Consider the following 17378-nt stretch of genomic DNA (forward strand, 5'->3'; position numbering starts at 1 on the left):
CAGAATGGGACGATCAATCACGGAAGCAGTGGTCACGGATGCTTCTCGGCGAAGCAATACAGAAATCGATCTGACCTGAGGAACAACTGGTTGTTGCTGATCGCCGGCGTGGCGTTGAAGTCACTTTGATCGGACGGCAACTTGTTCAATGCCAGAATCTCGAACTTTTCTTTGGCCGAATAGACCAGGATACCGTCCCACCGGGTGGGAACATAGATCAGCCCCTGGGCGACAACAGGTGATGCATAGACGGGCCGACCACCGGAGCTGAGATCTTCCAGACGCTCTCGATAAACCAGCTCACCATTTTTGGCATCCGCACAGAATGCCTGCCCGCGATCATCAATCCAGTAGAGTCGCCCCTCGTAAAGGACCGGTGTGGCGACATACGAACTGTTGCGGCTGGTCCATTTGATGACAGAAGAGGTGACGTCTCCCTGCCCGCCCGCCTTCAGGCACAAGCTCCCCGCCGATCGAAATCCACCAAAGATGAACACTTCATCGCCTTGAGAAAAGACGCTGGGACAGATATTGCCCGTGAGGTTGTGCTCGGCGTTCCAGCGCAAGCGGCCCGTATCAGGATTCAGGCCCCACACTTCACCCGGGACGGCAATCACCAGATCGCTGCGTTTATCATCGACAGTAATCACTGAAGGGGTGCCGTAAGCCAGATTCAAGGCCGACGCGGTCTCATTCCAGAGGAGTTCCCCAGTCAGTTTATGGAGTGCGCGAATGGACTGGCTTTCTTCCGACGCATTCACGATGACAGCATCTTTGTAAAGAATCAGACTGGCACCTGAACCCCATCGGCGACTGCTGGACTCTTTGCCGACATTCGTCTGCCAGAGCTGTTTTCCCGAGAAGTCAAACGCAAGCACCCCGCTTTTGCCAAAGAAGCAATAGACCCGTTCACCATCGGTGACAGGTGTATTGCTCGCATAGCCGTGATCGGTGAGATAGCCCTGATATTTATCCTCAGGTTGCTCTCCCGCGATGGTTTTCGTCCAGAGCACGTGGCCACTTTCGCAGTCCACGCAAACGAGATGTCTTTGCAGCGAATTGATATCTCCCTCTTCCGATTTCGATTGTCCGTAGCCGGAGTAGCAGGTGACGAAGACCTTTTTCCCAAAGACAACAGGGCTCGAAGAACCGGCACCCGGAAGTGCCACTTTCCACAAGAGGTTTTCGTTTTCACCAAAGCGGATGGGGAGCTTGGATTGAGTGCTCACACCGCTCGCTCCGGCACCGCGGAATTGAGCCCAGTCTGCGGCGGTCGCTGATGAAATGGTGCACATGAGTGCCAAGAAGAGAAGCGTACCATGACAGCTGCGGCGAATTCGCATTTTGTGCTCCTTGAGCGGGAGATCGGAATCTGAAGATTCAGTCAATGGATGCCAGCATCGTACCCATTCCAGAAATCCATGGCGCGTGGAGAGTTTATCGAGCATGCCTGGGATGCATTCGTGCTGGTGAACTCGATTGACCGGGGAGCGTATGAAGACATCCGGCCCCTCGCACGCCGAGAAAGACCACGCCCTTCCGCACTGTTTTGATTTTTAGGGGCTTCAGGGCGTGCCACCCGAGGTCGTGCCACGCAGAATCGTGATACCCAAGGCTGGCTGACAACAGGTTGAAAGACTGAGCAGGCTTTTGAGCTGTTCGTCGCAAACCTTTAATCGTTGTATCATTCCACCACTCGAAAGGCATCGTTGCGTTTATAGGCGAGAGGATTTCGGTTACCGCCAAATTCGACATGAACATCGAGCATAACATCGACAGCAGCGTCGTCAGGGATGGTGAGATCGGCGGTCACGAGATTCCCTTGACGTGTGATCTTTGCCGCTTCATACGGGCCCACTTGAATCCATGAAGGAGTACCGTCCGGGATCCGGCGGCGGGCGTTTTCGGGCTTCAGAACCAACTGGATCTGATGTGTTTTCCCTCGCGAAGCAGTTCCTGGCCTGACAGAAACAACGACATCCTCCATGCGAGTTCCTGGTTGAGTATTGTCTTCGATGGCCCCCTGCTGCGGCCGCCTGAGGTCACGGCTGTTGCTGGTTTCCACCACACCGGCATATCCCCCCAGGATGTAAGGGAAGCGTCCTGGTGTCACATGATAGTGGTATCCGCGAAGCTCATCGGTATGACCATTGCAGACATCGAGTGCCTGCTGGCCCTGGAGATCCATCGCCTTCACTCCGGCAGATTCGAACGGGCCATAGACCGGGAAGCCATCCCACGCAAAACCAATGATCGGTGAATGCTGCTTTCCATTTTCACGGAAAGGGCTTTTTACGCATGTGGGATATTTATGATAGTGGTAAACACCCGTTTGCTGAGGGTGGCCACAACACGAATCGAGCCATACCTCCGAATATCCGGCCACAGCATTCTGGCCTTCCATTTCGAAGGGGTTAAAAAAGACGACGCCATTGAGCGCCATGCCAATGGGGCCACGCGGCAAGCGAGTGATGCTCTTAGCCAGTTGGGGCCGGAGAGGCAGGCGGAACTTGAACGATTGGACTCGGATCGAGTTCGGGTTGCCTGAATTCGGGAAGATCGCTGTGGGATGATTGGGATATCCCTGGCTCTCGATGATCAGAAATTTTTCGTCGTGGCTCAGGCGAAGATTATCGATGCCATCCTGATTGGAATCTTTCGTGTGATAGGAAAACAAGTCCACAAATTGCTCACCATCACGATAGAAATAGATGGGCCTGTCGGAACTTGCCTTATCAGATTTGGGAGTGGTTTTGAGAAACCAGTGACCACCAATGGGCTGGAGATCGGTCGGCAGTTCACTCGCTGAGGTATCAGCAGCAGCGGCAAACCAGCCTGTTAGACCGACAAAGATCATCATGGTGTGAAGAGATCGCAACATGCGAGAAACCCCTGTAAGAAACATGGTGGAGTCGGTGTGCACGATGTGCCATTTTTCCAAACTGCTCGGACTGAAGTCATCAGCATACCTGGTACAACCTGAAGGCTGCATGAAGCCCCGCACCGTGATTCGTTCCGGTTAACTGGAAGACTCGATGATTTTCTGCAACTCCTTCTGAAGTTGGAGGGCTCGTTCGGGATGCTTCGATGCGAGGTTGCGACTTTCGCCAGGATCGTCTTCGAGATGGTAGAGTTCAATACGGTCTGTTTCGAGAAAATGAATCAGCTTCCAGGGGCCTTGTCGAATGGCGGCTGAGGGTTTGTGGCCTGAGCCGTGCGTATGAGGGTAATACCAGACGAGAGTTCGTTCGCTCTCTGGCAAACTTGACGACTTCGTGAGCAAACCGGCGAGTGAGATTCCATCGACATGCTGAGTGGGCCTGGGTGGTATCTGGCACAGGCTTAAAAGTGTCGGATAAATATCACAAGTGTAAGCTGGGATATCGAGCACCTGAGGCGAGATCTTCCCGGGCCAGGAAATGTACGTGGGGATGCGAATGCCCCCTTCATAAGTCCAGCCTTTGCCGGCTCGTAAAGGAAGATTGCAGGTCGGCCCTGGCGATTTACCATTTAACGTACACAGACCGCCATTATCTGAAGTGAAGACGACAATCGTCTGATCCAGAATTCCTTGAGTTTTGAGCTCATCGAGCAGACGGCCCACCTGCGTATCGAGATTCTCGACCATGGCTGCGTATGCGGGATGATCCTGCTGGCTGCGAGAGATGGCCGAACCTTCTTGAATCCCCTCGCCTGGAGATTTTGGATTCTTCTGTGTGGCCAATTTGACCTGATACTTTTCGACCAGATTTTTAGGTGGCTGAATGGGTGTATGGACTGCGTAATGAGCTAAACACAGAAAGAACGGACGTGTGCGATCGCGCTGCTGCAGATGCTCAATGGCACTGGAGGTCAAGACATCGGTCAGGTAGTCCTCTGGCTGGCATTTTTCAAAATCGGGGACGTTATTCGGCGCATCGGGTTTCTGGGGATTTTTGTACGGGAAATAATAGCTGGAGGGCTGGCCACCGTGATTGACGCCTTTCGTCCAATCGAAGCCTCGGGCTGCAGGATGCTGTTGTGGTTTGTGCCCGAGGTGCCATTTGCCAAGGTACGCGGTGTGATAGCCAGCTTCCTGAAAAGCCTGCCCGATGGTGACTTCGGATTGCGGCAGAGCGACGTCGCTCTCGGGGCGAATCCAGTCGGTAATGCCCAAACGCTGAGGCATTTTTCCAGTCATCAAAGCGGCCCGAGTTGGCGAGCAGACAGGATGTGCCGAGTAAAACTGTGTAAAGCGTGCCCCGGATTTTGCGAGAGCATCGATGCGTGGTGTTTCGTAAAACGAGGAGCCCTCAATGCCAATGTCGGTTTTGCCGAGATCGTCGATGAAGATCAGCAGGACATTGGGTTTGTCCGCCATTTCCTTCGCTTCAACCGGGAAGAACGGCGCGCCCATAAACAACAACAGCGCAAAGTAAATCGGATATCGCATCGTTCACTTCAATGATTGAGTCAGGTGGTGGCAATCGACGCTTGGGCAGCTATCAGAATCATTCATAGTGACAAAGCCAAGAGATTGTGCAAGACTCGCAAGTGGGCGTTGAAATATGGATTGTGGCCATCGTCTGAGAAGAGCATGCCATTCACACCTTTTCATATGGGGCCGGGTCTATTGTGGAAGGGGCTTCAGCCTGCGGGGCTTTCGCTGATCACCTTTGGCCTGGCACAGGTGTTGATTGATCTTGAGCCACTGTATGTCCTCAAAACCGGAAAAGATTTTCTCGGTGTGCCGGGCCATCTGCATGGCATCTCGCACACGCTATTGGGAGCCACTGTCATTGGTGTGCTGGCCGGTGCGTTCGGGAGGCCGCTGACACATCTGGGACTCCGTCTCCTCGGGCAGTCGCAATTCATCCCTGTGCGGTGGAACGTGATCTGGTGGAGTGCGTTCTTTGGCACCTACAGCCATCTCCTGCTGGACGCTGTGATGCACCGGGATGTGGAACCGTTTGTGCCGATCAGCCGATGGAACCCTTTTGTGGGGCTGGTAGATGTGGGCACGCTTCACTGGTTCTGCATCATCACGGCGCTAGCGGGGATGCTGCTTTACGTTGGTCGATGGATGATCAGAACGGCCTTGCCGAGAGCAAAGGTGGGTGAGACTCGCCCACTTCTGTGAGTTGCCTGATCAAGCCAATGACGTGGTCATTGCTAACTCAGCTCAATCTCAAACTCGGGTCTGGCCTGGGGATCGATCTGGCGGGCGGCACGTAACCCGGATTCAATCGCTCCTTCGACCCAGCCCGATTTGAGCGTGGTGAAATCGCCGGCGAAGTGGAGTCGGCCTTCGGGGATCTGCCATTCCTGAATCATCCAGCCAGCCCCCAGTGGCAGGTTGGCAAAAGCGGCTTTGATCCACGGTTGATCGGGCCAGGAAAATTCACCCACGGTCACAACCTCGTCGATGAGGCCGGGCAGGTCGGCCCGAAACTGATTGACAACTTCCATGGCGCGGGTTTCTTTCGGGCGTTTGAGGAAGTTCTCGGCATTCTTGCCAGTGAGGTAAAAGAAGATGTTGCCATAACCTCCCGGCTCGTTGCCCGTGATATCAATCACGCGTTCCCAGGGACGATCGGAGGCGGCCATCGGCCAGCCATGCACGCCATTTTTAAGCCACAATGGTGTGCGAGTCTGAACATAAACTTTCACGACGGGCGACCACTCCAGTTGATCGACGAGAGCCTGCTTTCTGGGTAAGAGGCGGGGTGTGATTTCCATCTCCCGTAAAATGGTAAACGGGATGGTGCTGATCACGGAATCGGCTGTCCATGTGCGGCCGTCTTTGGTCACGACTGAAATCTCGTTAGCCGTTTGCCGGATCGAGACGGCTGGTACTCCCAGATGAACCCGGTTCCCCAAAACCTGTGCCATGGCTTGAGGTAGACGCTCGTTGCCACCGGCAATGCGAAAGAGATTTCGATCGGCAAAGTGATAGGCAAAATCTGGCAAAAGTGCGAGGACGGCAGTATCGACTGTCGCTTCGGCGGCGTAGGCATCGATCAGACGAATCAAAGCTTCCGATGCTCCCGTCGATTGCAGCAGACTTTTGAGAGTCAGAGGGTCAAGTTGCTTAAGAACCTGTGGATTGGGCCAATGTGGTTCGAGAACGGTATTGAGATTGATGCCGACTTTGACCAAGGCATTGGCAAGCAATGAGGGGAGAGAGACGTTGCGTTCGCCCGGTTGAAGCTCCCACGGCCAGGGCTGCATGAGATTGGCGTCACCGATCTGCCCGGCGACATGGAACCTGGGGCAGCCGTCATTCATGGCAATGAGTGGTAAGCGAAACCTGCTGATGTAGCCACAAACGAGGGGCATGTTGGTGCGGAAGTGACCACCGCCCCCTTCGGTTGTCTGTCCATTTTTGAGTGGGACGGAGATCAGCCTGCCGCCAATTCGATTCTGGTACTCAAGAACCTGGACATCGTGGCCCCGTCGGTGGAGTGCCAGTGCGGCTGTCAGGCCCGACATTCCGGCACCGAGGACCAGAACACGGCTGGGCTTTGAACTCGATGCCAAGTTGCTGGCGGCCAGAGCCTGAGAGGAACCGGGTTGAGTCGCGACGGCTCCGACGCCACCCACAAGACCAGCCTGAGCCAGAAAACGACGCCGATTGAGCTGATTCGCGCGTGTCCGTTCCAAAGCTGGCCCGCCTGTCTATTCGAGAATGGTGAAATGGTCGGTTGAGCGCTCCTGGAGCATTGGGAAATGCCCCATCTGTCCAGTTCGGCATGTCGAACTGGAATCTTCACCGCGAATCGAGGCCTCGTCAGTACGTGACAAACCCGTAAGGTTGCTCAGTGGTGGAAGTGAACTGGGCGAAAGAATCGGACGGGTTGAGGGTTTCAACTCAGCCCAAAAACTTCCCTGCCGAAAAACTTCTCTTGTATACGGAAACTATTGAAGCTGCCTGATGGGTTACTTCCCTTTTCTGGCTGTTGGCTGCCAGTTTGCGGGCCAATCGGCAGATTCGGTGCGGGCGGTGGCGAGATAGGCCGAGATTTTTGCTGCGATTTCGGGATGCTCTGCAGCGACGTTGGTTTTTTCAGCGGGATCGTGCTGTTGATCGTACAGACGCAGGGGTTGATCCGGGCCACCTTGTCGAATTCCTTTCCAGCGACCTTGATAGAGAGCCGCCTGGCGGAAGCCTCCTTCATGGAACTCCCAATAAAGAAATTCGTGCGACTGCTGCTTTTCAGGCTGGCGGAGGAGCGTGGGAACCAGACTGATGGAATCACAGTTTGGTGGTATGGATGTGCCCGCCAGGTCGGCGGCAGTCGCCATCCAATCGCCAAAATAGCCGACGTGGCCACTGGTGGAATCGGGAGAAATTTTTCCCGGCCACCACGCAATGAAAGGGACACGAATCCCACCATCCGTCAGGCTGCGTTTGATACCGCTGTATGGGCCGCTGGGCTGGAAGCGGCTCAGGTTGTGATTGCTTTCGTTATGCGGGCCATTATCGCTGGTGAAGATGACCAATGTGTTCTCAGCGAGGTCGTTCTCCTTAAGAACCTTGAGAAGGCGGCCCACATAGCTATCCATCCGGGTGATCATGGCGGCATGGCCTTGATCGGCGGCTGGCCACTCCTGTCTGGCGTAGTCACCAAGATCGGGGACCTCCGTGCCATTTTTCAATGCGCCGTTACGTTCGTTGTTGGCGTGGGGAACCACCATGCTCCAGTAGAGAAAAAATGGCTTCTCCCGATGATTTTCCACATAACGGACGGCTTCATCAGCGAAGAGATCATCACTAAAGGCGAGAGGCTCTGTCGCATATCCCCCACCCTTCTGACCCACGGGAACAACCTTGTTGGGCAAGGTGACGCGTGATTCATTTCTCCAGAGAAAATCGGGGTAATGATTGTGGGCATGCACCTGATTGAGATATCCGTAGAACTCATCAAAGCCTTGTTTTGCGGGAATTCCGGTCGAGGCTGCCCCTTGATCGCCGAGCCCCCATTTGCCTACGAGTGCCGTGTGATAGCCCGCCTGCTGAAGCATTTTGGCCACGGTGATATCGTGCTCTCGCAGGGCCTGGGCGGCTGGGTTTTTGTCTCCCGCATTGCCGCGGACACGGGTGTGTCCGTGGTGCTGGCCAGTCATGAGCACACTGCGAGATGGGGCACAGACAGTCGCACCGGCATAGAACTGCGTGAAGCGCATCCCTTCCCGCGCCATCTGATCGATGTGAGGCGTGGCAATGACTTTCTGCCCATAGCAGCCGAGTTCGCCATATCCGAGATCATCGGCCATGATCCAGATGAGATTGGGTGGGCGTTTGCTGCCCGCTTTGGCCACTAGTTCCTGGGCATGCACCGGCTGCCTAAGGAAGATGAAGATCATCAACGCCAGTAAAAATGCGAAATTCTTGGGGTTGGGCATCAGAGTACTCCGGGAGTTCAGCAGTGGATCGGCATGGATTTGAGATTTGTTTTTTCTGGTAGAGAGTACATCATTTTCAGCGGGGATGGACAACCGGCAATTGAGCTGGAGAAAAAGAGCCTCACATTGTGCCAGTGGAAAGTCGGGTGCTGTGGTATGATCGCGATTTATGACAGAGAAGTTTCTGGTTGAGATTGTGACGACGGGGATGGATCATGGGACTTTACCGCGAGATCAGGCGAGCGGTACGGCTGACAATTCGACATCTGCCGCTGATTGGTCATCGCTCGAATTCCTCTCATCCGCAGCCAAAATCGAAGCGGCCGCGAATTTACGAATGGATGCTGTTCTATCCCGTGAAGTATCCGGTAGGCCGCTGGAATCCGCCGGGGCTCGTCAAGCAGGATGTGTGGATTGAATCGAAAGATGGTACGAAGCTGCACGCGTGGTACTGCCCCTGTGAGAACCCGCGAGCGGTGATTCTGATTACGCATGGGAATGCGGGAAACATTGCTTATCGCACGGAATGGCTGACGATTCTGCAGCAGCAGTTTCGAGTGACCACGCTGATGATTGATTATCGTGGATATGGCCGCAGTGAAGGTGTGCCGACCATTGAAGGTGTGATTGAAGACAGTCAAGCGGCCCGCACGCGAGTGGCGGAACTGGCTGGTGTGAATGAAGCCGATGTGGTGCTGATGGGTGAGTCTCTGGGTGGTGCGATTGCGATTCAACTGGCACGCATGATCACTCCGCGGGCGTTGATTGTGCAGAGTTCATTTCGCTCGTTACAGAATGTGGCCTGGCAAAATTATGGCCCACTGGCCTGGGTGATCCCGGCATCGAAACTCAACTCCTGGCGAGCGATTGGCGAGATTCACTGCCCGATCCTGATCAGCCATGGAGCTCAGGATCGACTGATTCGCTGGAAATCGATCCGGAAGCTGGTAGCGAAAGCTCACGCTCAAGCCCGGTTTATTCTGCTGGACGAAGTGGGACATAACGACTGGATCACGGCACGTTATCTGGCAACTTTGGAAGAGTTTTTCAGTGCTCTTGAAAGGACCGGAGCCAAACCTGCTCCCAGTTCTTACGCGGATGCACTGTGATATCTTCTGGACAGGGATATCTTCTGGAAAGAGATATTTACTAGACAGAGTGAGTTCGTCGATTTGACTGTAATGATCATGACAAATAGCCCCCCAAGAGGAATTCAATGATGTGGCAACGATGGGTTTGTTGGACGGGAATGCTCTGTGGAGTTTTTGCCTGGTGCGGAGGAAATTTATCAACAGCCCATGCGGCTGATCCGGTCTCATTGTTTGATGGGAAATCGTTCGCAGGGTGGGAAGGTGACACGACAAAAACATGGCGGGTCATCGATGGCGTGATTGTGGGTGGCTCGCTCAAAGAAAAGGTTCCCCGTAACGAGTTTCTGGCCTCGAAAAAAAGTTACGGGAACTTTGAATTGCGGCTGAAGTACAAACTTGAGGGAGAGGAAGGATTCGTAAATGGTGGCGTGCAGATTCGCTCGGAGCGGATTCCGGATCATCACGAGATGATTGGCTATCAGGCCGATATTGGACAGGGGTATGACGGGGCTCTTTATGACGAGAGTCGGCGGAACAAAATGCTGGCTAAGCCGACGGCTGAAGTTCTGGCCAATTCATTGAAGAAAGGTGAATGGAACGATTACCGCATTCGATGTGAAGGCCCGCGAATTCGTCTGTGGCTCAATGGTGTCGAAACAATCGACTACACCGAAGAAGACGCCAAGATCCCACTCGCAGGACGACTGGCGCTGCAGATTCATGGTGGCGGAGTGGCGGAGATACGCTTTAAGGACATTTTCATCGAAGAGTTGCCTTAATGGCGTGTGGACTCCAGTTTGTCAGGTCAACGTGGAGCTGGTGCATTCCGTAAGAACTTCATGCACCCTACTTAAGATCAGAGAGAAGACCCTCACCCTTCCCTCTCCCACGAAGACGTGGGCGAGGGTTTCAGAGGCTGAAGATCGTTTCTGCGCAACAAAAGGCTTTAGGGTAGAAGAGCATCGCTCGGCGCGCCTCGCGGGTGAGATGTGTGATTTCACCTGCGATCCGGAAGATGCTTTTCCATCTGCGGCTGATTCGGAGCCGTAACGCTGGAGGATGTCGAAAAACAAACTCCAGTATGAGAGCGTGGTTGCGCTCTCATCTCGAATTCGAGAGACCGATGCTGATCTCTGTTTCGATTCCTGCTGGCTGGCTGACTGATGGAAAGGTGACTTTTGATCAATCGGCAAGCCTGAGAATCAGACGTGCCTGACTGTGGTGGCTGGTGATCATCAAGTGATTTGCCAGTCATAGTTCAGGTTGAAGAGACTGGTGGGCCAGGTGCATGCAAACAGCACGTTGAATTCCCGAAGGTGACTTCGCGGGCTGACTCTCTGGTTGCGCTCCGATTCTGTTGCGGATGTGTTTGTCAACTTCTATTTCCATAAGCCCGGTAGTGACTGGTGACAGTTGCTGCCGGGTTTTTTGTTTGGAGAGGGAGTCATGTTGAGAGAGTGCGGCCTGGATGTGGAATACATTTCCCGGAGAATAACGGCGCTTTGTTGGTTGCGAAAACATGCTTGCCCAGAGCTGCAAGCATGGCACACAGAGCGCTATTACTTCATGGAAAGCGTATAAACCAGGAAAGGACGCCGGACAATCATGGTGAAACTAGTTGCCGATCTGCCGGAGTGTGGAGAGAGAATAGATCCCTGAGGAATGTCCATCGCTGAAGGAAATGGCGTAGGCGTAGTTGCCAACGGCGCGAAATGAGGTGGGTTTGATGGGGAGTGTTTCCGCTCGATCAATCACTGCCAATAAGCTGGCAGGTTTGAGCGGTTCGACGGGCGTAGGCTTTTCTCGCTCGACCTGACAGACAGCGCAAGGACATTTTCGGCGAAGATCGCTCCAGGTGATGTGCTGCACCAACCCATCAGCCCAGACGAGTTCCAGAGTCTCTCCGGTATTGGCCACCCGCTCCAACGACAAAGCTTCCATAACGATTTCCTTCAATTTCCCGGCTTGCAGCATGGCAGTGATGACGAGTGTGGGCACACCTGGTAATGGTGAACTGTAAACACCAGAGTTGCCAATGGTCGGCTGTGACTAGCCGGCTCTAAGTTGAGATTCAGTCTCAACTTATTATTTTTCGCACAATTCATTGTCAAAACCTTTTGGCATGTCTAGCATAGCAAGTGAGGGCACTTTAGGAGCCTACGGACTCCTGCGATCAGTGACCACTTTGGCAAAGTTCCTGAGCTTCGCAACTCTAATCTTGCGAGTGAGTTACGTCATTCCGTCTGCTGGCCTGACAGAATGGCTTGCGGACTGCTGATGGGAACGAGCGATAAAGCCGGGTTGGATCGGGTAATGCTGGAGTGAATTTGCCTGAGAAAGAGTTCGGTCGAACTTGATTTTTCAGCTTGGCGATTTGAATCGATCAGGAGAACGAGTGATGAAACCAATACTGGATCCCGGGGACCGTGAGTTCCTTGAGCGGATGCAGCCTTTGGGTGCCGTCACCATTCAGGATTTATGTGACTCAGTGAAAGTCACGCAAACCGCTGTGCGTCAACGCCTGAACCGGCTGCTTTCTGGTGGCTGGATTCTGCGGCAGACAGTTAAGGCGCATCGCGGCCGACCCTATCATTCTTACACGGTTTCCCCCGCTGGTTTGAGAGAGCTGGGGGATAACTATGCCGACCTGGCTCAGATTCTGTGGCGGGAACTGCGAAATATTCCTGATGCGGGCATTCGCAAGATTCTCGAAGGTCGCATCCGAGATGCGCTGGTTGAGCAATACTCGAAATCGGTTAATGCTCCTGAGTTGCGAGAGCGGATGCAGCAACTAGCGGCACTCCTTGAAAGTAGCGGCTTCAGCGTGCATGCAGTTGATGTAACCACTGACGGGCCACGAAGTCTGCCTGTGCTGCGGGAAAACAACTGCCCCTATCATGAACTGGCGGCGAGCGACGAATCGATCTGCGATCTGGAACAGCAGGTCTTTGAGAAGGTGCTGGGCGTACCACTGACGATGACACATCGATGCCGCAATGGCGATGGTCACTGTGAGTTCCATCCGATCGAGGCATTTCCGGCTCCAACAGCCATGGTTGAAGCTTCCATCCGACAGGATGTTCGTCTGGACAATCCTGATGTAGCAGCACTGGCATTACAGAGTCGCAATGCGGTGGAGGCCACATCATGAATCGCGAACAAACACCGTCCTCTGCTGCGGGAATCGACTTCAACAATAATCCTCTGCCGAGTGCTGGCAGCCCGTGGATTGAAGGGCGATTTGAAGAGAATCTGATTGTCACCACGCTTGAACAGGCCATGAACTGGGGTCAGCTTTCGAGTGTCTGGCCGCTGACATTTGGGATCGCCTGCTGCGCCATGGAGATGATGGCCACAGGGATGAGCAAATACGATCTGGATCGATTTGGTTCGGGAGCATTTCGTGCCACGCCTCGGCAAGCCGACCTGATGATTGTCGCGGGGACTGTCACTTACAAGATGGCCAGTCGTATCAGGCGGCTCTATGACCAGATGCCAGATCCGAAATACGTGATCGCGATGGGTGCCTGCACCATTGGTGGTGGGCCGTATTTCAAATACGGCTACCATGTGGTGAAAGGTGTCGATCTGGTGGTTCCTGTGGATGTTTACATTCCCGGTTGCCCACCTCGCCCTGAGGCATTACTCGAAGGGGTGATGCGGATTCAGGATAAAATTCGTGCCCGAAAGCTGGGCCGTAATACGGTGTCTCAACTCCCTGTGCCGCATCGTTCGGGATATGGGAAGCTGGCCCCTGTGGTCTCGATTCCGTCGGTGACTGCGCCAGTAACCAGCAACAATACAACTGAGTTTGTCAGCACATAAATTGATCTCGCTGTTTCAGCGAATTTTGATCCTCCATTGTTTTCTGTCGAGAGTGGAAAAGAGAGTTTCATGGTTGCCTCGCTCAAGATTCAAGACCTGCATGTTTCGGTGGAAGGACTCCCTATTCTTCGCGGCGTGAGCCTCGAAGTTCGCCAGGGTGAAATCCATGCTCTGATGGGACCGAACGGCTCGGGCAAAAGCACACTGGCTTATACGCTGGTGGGTCATCCCAAGTATGAAATTACACAGGGTTCGATTGAGATCGATGGCAAGCCTCTCAATGAGCTGGATGCCTGCGAGCGAGCCCGACTGGGATTGTTTCTGGCATTCCAGTATCCGATTGTGATTCCGGGTGTGAAAGTGGCTGACTTTCTGCGTCATGCGATTACGAACATCCGTAATCCTGACCGCAAGGAAGGCGAAGGGCTCATCCCCATGCGGGAGTTCCGCAAGGAACTCAAGTCGATGATGGATGAGTTGGGTATGGATAGCGAATTTGCCCGCAGATACCTCAATGAAGGTTTCTCGGGTGGTGAAAAGAAGCGGATGGAAATTCTGCAACTGGCGATGCTCAAGCCACGATTTGCTGTGCTGGATGAAACGGATTCGGGTCTCGACAGCGATGCGGTTCGCGTGGTGAGCGAAGGTTTGCGAAAGCTCTCCGGCCCACAGATGGGCGTGCTGATCATTACGCACCACGAACGGCTGCTCGAATACAACGTTCCCCAATTCACACATGTGATGCTGGCTGGAAAGATTGTCGAAACTGGCGATGCTTCACTGGCTCGCGAGCTTCATAACGAAGGTTATTCCAAAGTCAGGCTGCGCCATCCGGAAGAAGCTGCTGAAGAAGCGGCCCGTGCCAGTGGTCGTTCGTCAGAAGCAAACCTCACTGCGGAGCCCGCCAGCGTCTAGTTGTTTTGGCTTGAAGTACCGATGCGATGCCAATCGCAGATGAAAATGGATTTGACGTTAGAAAACAGACCTGTTCGCTCTGGCCCATGTTCGCTCCGGACGATCTTCGCTCCGGACTATGGGCTGGCATGACAGATTAAGGGGATAGCAATGGCCACAGATCTCAGCAGTTCGACCAGCGATGACCTGGGGATCGGCGAATATCAGTACGGGTTTCATGACTCTACTGACAATTACACGTTCAAGAGCCGCAAAGGGCTGGATCGTGAGATCGTCGAGCAGATTTCCGCAATGAAGAAAGAACCGGCATGGATGCGTGACTTCCGCCTGGAAGCTTACGACATCTTCCTTTCCAAGCCGATGCCGACCTGGGGTGGTGATCTCTCGCATCTCAACTTCCAGGACATTCATTATTACATGAAAGCATCTGACCGGCAGGAACAGTCGTGGGATGACGTTCCCGACGACATCCGCAAGACCTACGATCGACTGGGTATTCCTGAAGCCGAGAAGAAGTATCTCGCTGGTGTGAAGGCGCAGTACGAATCGGAAGTGGTGTACGGCAGTCTGCAGGAAGATCTAGCCAAGAAGGGTGTGGTCTTCACTGATACTGACTCGGCCATTCGGGATTATCCTGAGCTGGTGCGGGAACACTTTGGTACGGTCATTCCGTCATTCGACAACAAGTTTGCTGCTCTCAACTCAGCGGTGTGGTCGGGTGGTTCGTTTATTTATGTCCCCAAAGGGGTCGAGATCGAGTTTCCACTTCAGGCCTATTTCCGCATTAACTCCGAGAATATGGGCCAGTTTGAGCGAACGCTGATCATTGTGGATGAAGGAGCCTCCGTCCATTATGTCGAAGGCTGTACGGCTCCTACTTACAGCAGCGAAAGTCTGCACTCGGCTGTGGTCGAAATAATCGTCAAGCGAAATGCCCGTTGCCGGTACACGACGATTCAGAACTGGTCGAACAATGTCTACAACCTGGTGACCAAGCGGGCCATGGCCTATGGCAATGCACTCATGGAGTGGGTAGATGGCAATCTGGGTTCTCAACTGACGATGAAGTATCCTGCGATCTACCTGATGGAACCGGGTGCTCGCGGCGAGACACTTTCGATTGCCTTTGCCGGTAAGGGTCAGCATCAGGATGCGGGTGCCAAGATGGTGCACTGCGCACCGAATACTTCGAGTCGGATTGTTTCCAAGAGCATTTCGAAGGCGGGTGGTCGAGCCAGTTATCGCGGGCTTGTCAAAGTGGAACCACACGCCACAAATTGCAAATCGAATGTGGTGTGTGACGCCCTGATTCTCGATGCGGACAGCCGCAGTGATACCTATCCGTATATTGAAATCGAGCAGGAGCATGTGGCGATCGAGCACGAAGCTTCGGTTTCGAAGATTGCTGAAGAACAGCTGCTGTATCTGATGAGCCGCGGCCTGACGGAAGCCGAAGCCTCGGCCATGATTGTGACCGGGTTTATTGAGCCTCTGGTCAAAGAGTTGCCCATGGAATATGCCGTCGAAATGAATCGACTGATCGAGTTGCAGATGGAAGGCAGCGTTGGCTGATTCGTGGAATAACATCTGCTTAGCGACATGAATTTTTACGGTTGTTTCTGCCCAGATTGCAGAATCGACAGATCCGCTTATCTTCGTAGTTTGAGTGACTCAGGTTATGTCGACTGCCATCGCTTCCAGTTCTGCTGCCGGCTTCTCTCAGGAAGTTTTCGAGCAATTTCTCTCCAGCCGCCATGAGCCGGCCTGGGTGAGTGAACTTCGCCGCGAGGCTTTTGCCAAGTACACGGAATTTCTTGAGCAGCCGCTCGATCCCGAGGAATGGAAGCGGATTGACTTGCGGGCGCTGAAGCCTTCGCAATTTCATCTGGTCACGACACAAGCTGCGGCAGAAGCAAATGCCGCCAGTGGACTGGAAGCCAATTCGGATCCGGCCATTGGCACTTTGCTGGCCGATCGGGCGGAGTTTGCCGGGCGTGTGATTCATGTGGATGGTCAATCAGTGATTTCTGAGCTTTCCGAAGAACTGGCGGCCCGCGGCGTGGTGTTTGGCAGTCTGACCCAGTTGATTCAAACACATGGCGAACTGCTGAAGCCTTACCTGATGCAGAAGGCAGTCAAGCATGATCAGGACCGGATGAGTGCCTGGCATGCTGCTTTCTGGACGGGTGGAACAGTGCTGTATGTTCCGCGAAATGTCAGAGTGGAAGCCCCGCTCTATGGACTGGTGGCACTCGCGAAGGATAAAGCGGCTGACTTCAGCCACACAATTGTGATTCTCGAAGATGGTGCCGAAGCCACTCTCTTAGAAGAAACGACCTCGTTGCATGCGACCCATGCCGGGCTGCATGTGGGCGGTGTGGAGCTGCTTCTGGGACAGGAAGCCCGTTTGCGATATGTGCAGCTTCAGAACTGGAATCATCGGACCTGGCATCTGGCGACGCAGGCCGGGCATGTGGAAAAAGATGGTTTCCTGCAGTGGACAGTGGGTGGATTGGGAAGCCGTCTGGCACATACTCATCAGGATGTTTCGCTGGATGGACGCGGCGCGGTGGCTCAAGTGAATGGAGTGACGTTTGCGATCAATCGTCAGGTCATTTCGTACTACACTCAGCAGACACACCGGGCACCGGATACACGCAGCGATCTTTTGTATAAAGACGTGCTGCGGGATGAATCGCGAGTGATCTGGCGCGGGATGATCGATGTCGAAAAAGGGGCACCCCGGACGGACGGTTATCAGCGAAATGACAGTCTGCTGCTTTCGACAACAGCCCGTGCGGATGCCATCCCTGGCCTCGAAATCGAGACGGATGATGTCCGTTGCACACACGGTGCGACAGTGGGTGAAGTGGATCAGGATCAGATTTTGTACTGCATGTGCCGAGGCCTTTCGCGTCATGAAGCCATGCACATGATTGTCGAAGGTTTCTTCCAGCAGGTTTATGACCGCATTCCGGTTCCTGCGGTGCAGGAGACATTGAGCCAGGCGGTCGAGCGCAAGCTGGGATTGGGAAGAGATACGTAGCGAGTAAATCCCGCCGGGTTGCCATGGTGAAGTCGAGAAAGATGGCTGAATCCCCTGGCAGGCCGGACCGAATGAACTGACAACTTTTGCGAAATGCGACCAGGAATTTTGAGGTT

15 protein-coding genes are annotated in these 17378 nt (G+C 53.9%); 9 read left to right on the forward strand and 6 right to left on the reverse strand.

Annotation, left to right across the window (positions count from 1 at the left end):
* Nucleotides 1-32: 32 nt before the first annotated feature.
* Nucleotides 33-1343 (reverse strand): outer membrane protein assembly factor BamB family protein, encoded by a 1311-nt coding sequence (locus PLIM_RS12245; protein WP_013110633.1) that lies wholly within the window; start codon nt 1341-1343, stop codon nt 33-35.
* A 48-nt stretch (nt 1344-1391) separates the two neighbouring features.
* On the opposite strand from PLIM_RS12245, the gene PLIM_RS24415 reads away from it, so the two are divergent.
* Nucleotides 1392-1553, forward strand: a complete 162-nt coding sequence (locus PLIM_RS24415; protein ID WP_155523248.1) for a hypothetical protein — start codon at nt 1392-1394, stop codon at nt 1551-1553.
* 131 nt (nt 1554-1684) lie between these two features.
* Here PLIM_RS24415 and PLIM_RS12250 read toward each other — a convergent pair whose 3' ends face one another.
* Entirely contained in the window at nt 1685-2881 is a 1197-nt protein-coding gene (locus PLIM_RS12250; RefSeq protein WP_013110635.1) for a YHYH protein, read from the reverse strand.
* A 138-nt stretch (nt 2882-3019) separates the two neighbouring features.
* Nucleotides 3020-4432, reverse strand: a complete 1413-nt coding sequence (locus tag PLIM_RS12255; protein WP_013110636.1) for a sulfatase — start codon at nt 4430-4432, stop codon at nt 3020-3022.
* A gap of 144 nt (nt 4433-4576) precedes the next feature.
* On the opposite strand from PLIM_RS12255, the gene PLIM_RS12260 reads away from it, so the two are divergent.
* Nucleotides 4577-5119, forward strand: coding sequence for a metal-dependent hydrolase (locus tag PLIM_RS12260; protein ID WP_013110637.1), 543 nt, complete (start codon nt 4577-4579; stop codon nt 5117-5119).
* 32 nt (nt 5120-5151) lie between these two features.
* On the opposite strand, the gene PLIM_RS12265 is transcribed toward PLIM_RS12260, so the two are convergent.
* Nucleotides 5152-6642 carry a flavin monoamine oxidase family protein gene (locus PLIM_RS12265; RefSeq protein WP_013110638.1) on the reverse strand — a complete coding sequence of 497 codons (1491 nt, stop codon included), beginning with the start codon at nt 6640-6642 and terminating at the stop codon, nt 5152-5154.
* A 276-nt stretch (nt 6643-6918) separates the two neighbouring features.
* Nucleotides 6919-8385 (reverse strand): arylsulfatase, encoded by a 1467-nt coding sequence (locus PLIM_RS12270; RefSeq protein ID WP_013110639.1) that lies wholly within the window; start codon nt 8383-8385, stop codon nt 6919-6921.
* Between the two features lie 215 nt (nt 8386-8600).
* Between PLIM_RS12270 and PLIM_RS12275 the strand changes: the two genes are divergently transcribed.
* Entirely contained in the window at nt 8601-9494 is an 894-nt protein-coding gene (locus PLIM_RS12275) for an alpha/beta hydrolase (protein ID WP_013110641.1), read from the forward strand.
* Nucleotides 9495-9601: 107 nt separating this feature from the next.
* Nucleotides 9602-10255, forward strand: a complete 654-nt coding sequence (locus tag PLIM_RS12280) for a 3-keto-disaccharide hydrolase (RefSeq protein WP_013110642.1) — start codon at nt 9602-9604, stop codon at nt 10253-10255.
* A gap of 835 nt (nt 10256-11090) precedes the next feature.
* Here PLIM_RS12280 and PLIM_RS12290 read toward each other — a convergent pair.
* On the reverse strand, nt 11091-11417 hold the full coding sequence (locus PLIM_RS12290) for a DUF971 domain-containing protein (protein WP_013110643.1): 327 nt from the start codon (nt 11415-11417) through the stop codon (nt 11091-11093).
* A gap of 457 nt (nt 11418-11874) precedes the next feature.
* Here PLIM_RS12290 and PLIM_RS12295 point away from each other — a divergent pair, with 457 nt between their 5' ends.
* The 5 genes from PLIM_RS12295 to sufD all read left to right on the forward strand — a co-directional run bounded on the left by PLIM_RS12295 (nt 11875) and on the right by sufD (nt 17262).
* Nucleotides 11875-12627: a helix-turn-helix transcriptional regulator gene (locus PLIM_RS12295; protein WP_013110644.1), complete on the forward strand. Its 753-nt coding sequence runs from the start codon at nt 11875-11877 to the stop codon at nt 12625-12627.
* Nucleotides 12624-13301 carry an NADH-quinone oxidoreductase subunit B gene (locus PLIM_RS12300; RefSeq protein ID WP_013110645.1) on the forward strand — a complete coding sequence of 226 codons (678 nt, stop codon included), beginning with the start codon at nt 12624-12626 and terminating at the stop codon, nt 13299-13301. Before PLIM_RS12295 ends, PLIM_RS12300 begins: the two co-directional genes overlap by 4 nt.
* Before the next feature lie 69 nt (nt 13302-13370).
* On the forward strand, nt 13371-14216 hold the full coding sequence (gene sufC / locus PLIM_RS12305; RefSeq protein ID WP_013110646.1) for a Fe-S cluster assembly ATPase SufC: 846 nt from the start codon (nt 13371-13373) through the stop codon (nt 14214-14216).
* Nucleotides 14217-14366: 150 nt separating this feature from the next.
* Nucleotides 14367-15788, forward strand: coding sequence for a Fe-S cluster assembly protein SufB (gene sufB / locus PLIM_RS12310; RefSeq protein WP_013110647.1), 1422 nt, complete (start codon nt 14367-14369; stop codon nt 15786-15788).
* Between the two features lie 106 nt (nt 15789-15894).
* Complete coding sequence (gene sufD / locus PLIM_RS12315) at nt 15895-17262, forward strand: Fe-S cluster assembly protein SufD (protein WP_013110648.1); 1368 nt, start codon at nt 15895-15897, stop codon at nt 17260-17262.
* Nucleotides 17263-17378 lie beyond the last annotated feature (116 nt).

It is taken from the genome of Planctopirus limnophila DSM 3776 (genome assembly GCF_000092105.1).
Classification (GTDB): domain Bacteria; phylum Planctomycetota; class Planctomycetia; order Planctomycetales; family Planctomycetaceae; genus Planctopirus; species Planctopirus limnophila.

Coding starts and splice junctions, on each gene's coding strand:
- PLIM_RS12245 (WP_013110633.1), bottom strand. CDS start 1,343: ATGCGAATTCGCCGCAGCTGTCATGGTACGCTTCTCTTCTTGGCACTC.
- PLIM_RS24415 (WP_155523248.1), top strand. CDS start 1,392: ATGCCAGCATCGTACCCATTCCAGAAATCCATGGCGCGTGGAGAGTTT.
- PLIM_RS12250 (WP_013110635.1), bottom strand. CDS start 2,881: ATGTTGCGATCTCTTCACACCATGATGATCTTTGTCGGTCTAACAGGC.
- PLIM_RS12255 (WP_013110636.1), bottom strand. CDS start 4,432: ATGCGATATCCGATTTACTTTGCGCTGTTGTTGTTTATGGGCGCGCCG.
- PLIM_RS12260 (WP_013110637.1), top strand. CDS start 4,577: ATGCCATTCACACCTTTTCATATGGGGCCGGGTCTATTGTGGAAGGGG.
- PLIM_RS12270 (WP_013110639.1), bottom strand. CDS start 8,385: ATGCCCAACCCCAAGAATTTCGCATTTTTACTGGCGTTGATGATCTTC.
- PLIM_RS12275 (WP_013110641.1), top strand. CDS start 8,601: ATGGGACTTTACCGCGAGATCAGGCGAGCGGTACGGCTGACAATTCGA.
- PLIM_RS12280 (WP_013110642.1), top strand. CDS start 9,602: ATGATGTGGCAACGATGGGTTTGTTGGACGGGAATGCTCTGTGGAGTT.
- PLIM_RS12290 (WP_013110643.1), bottom strand. CDS start 11,417: ATGGAAGCTTTGTCGTTGGAGCGGGTGGCCAATACCGGAGAGACTCTG.
- PLIM_RS12295 (WP_013110644.1), top strand. CDS start 11,875: ATGAAACCAATACTGGATCCCGGGGACCGTGAGTTCCTTGAGCGGATG.
- PLIM_RS12300 (WP_013110645.1), top strand. CDS start 12,624: ATGAATCGCGAACAAACACCGTCCTCTGCTGCGGGAATCGACTTCAAC.
- sufC (WP_013110646.1), top strand. CDS start 13,371: ATGGTTGCCTCGCTCAAGATTCAAGACCTGCATGTTTCGGTGGAAGGA.
- sufB (WP_013110647.1), top strand. CDS start 14,367: ATGGCCACAGATCTCAGCAGTTCGACCAGCGATGACCTGGGGATCGGC.
- sufD (WP_013110648.1), top strand. CDS start 15,895: ATGTCGACTGCCATCGCTTCCAGTTCTGCTGCCGGCTTCTCTCAGGAA.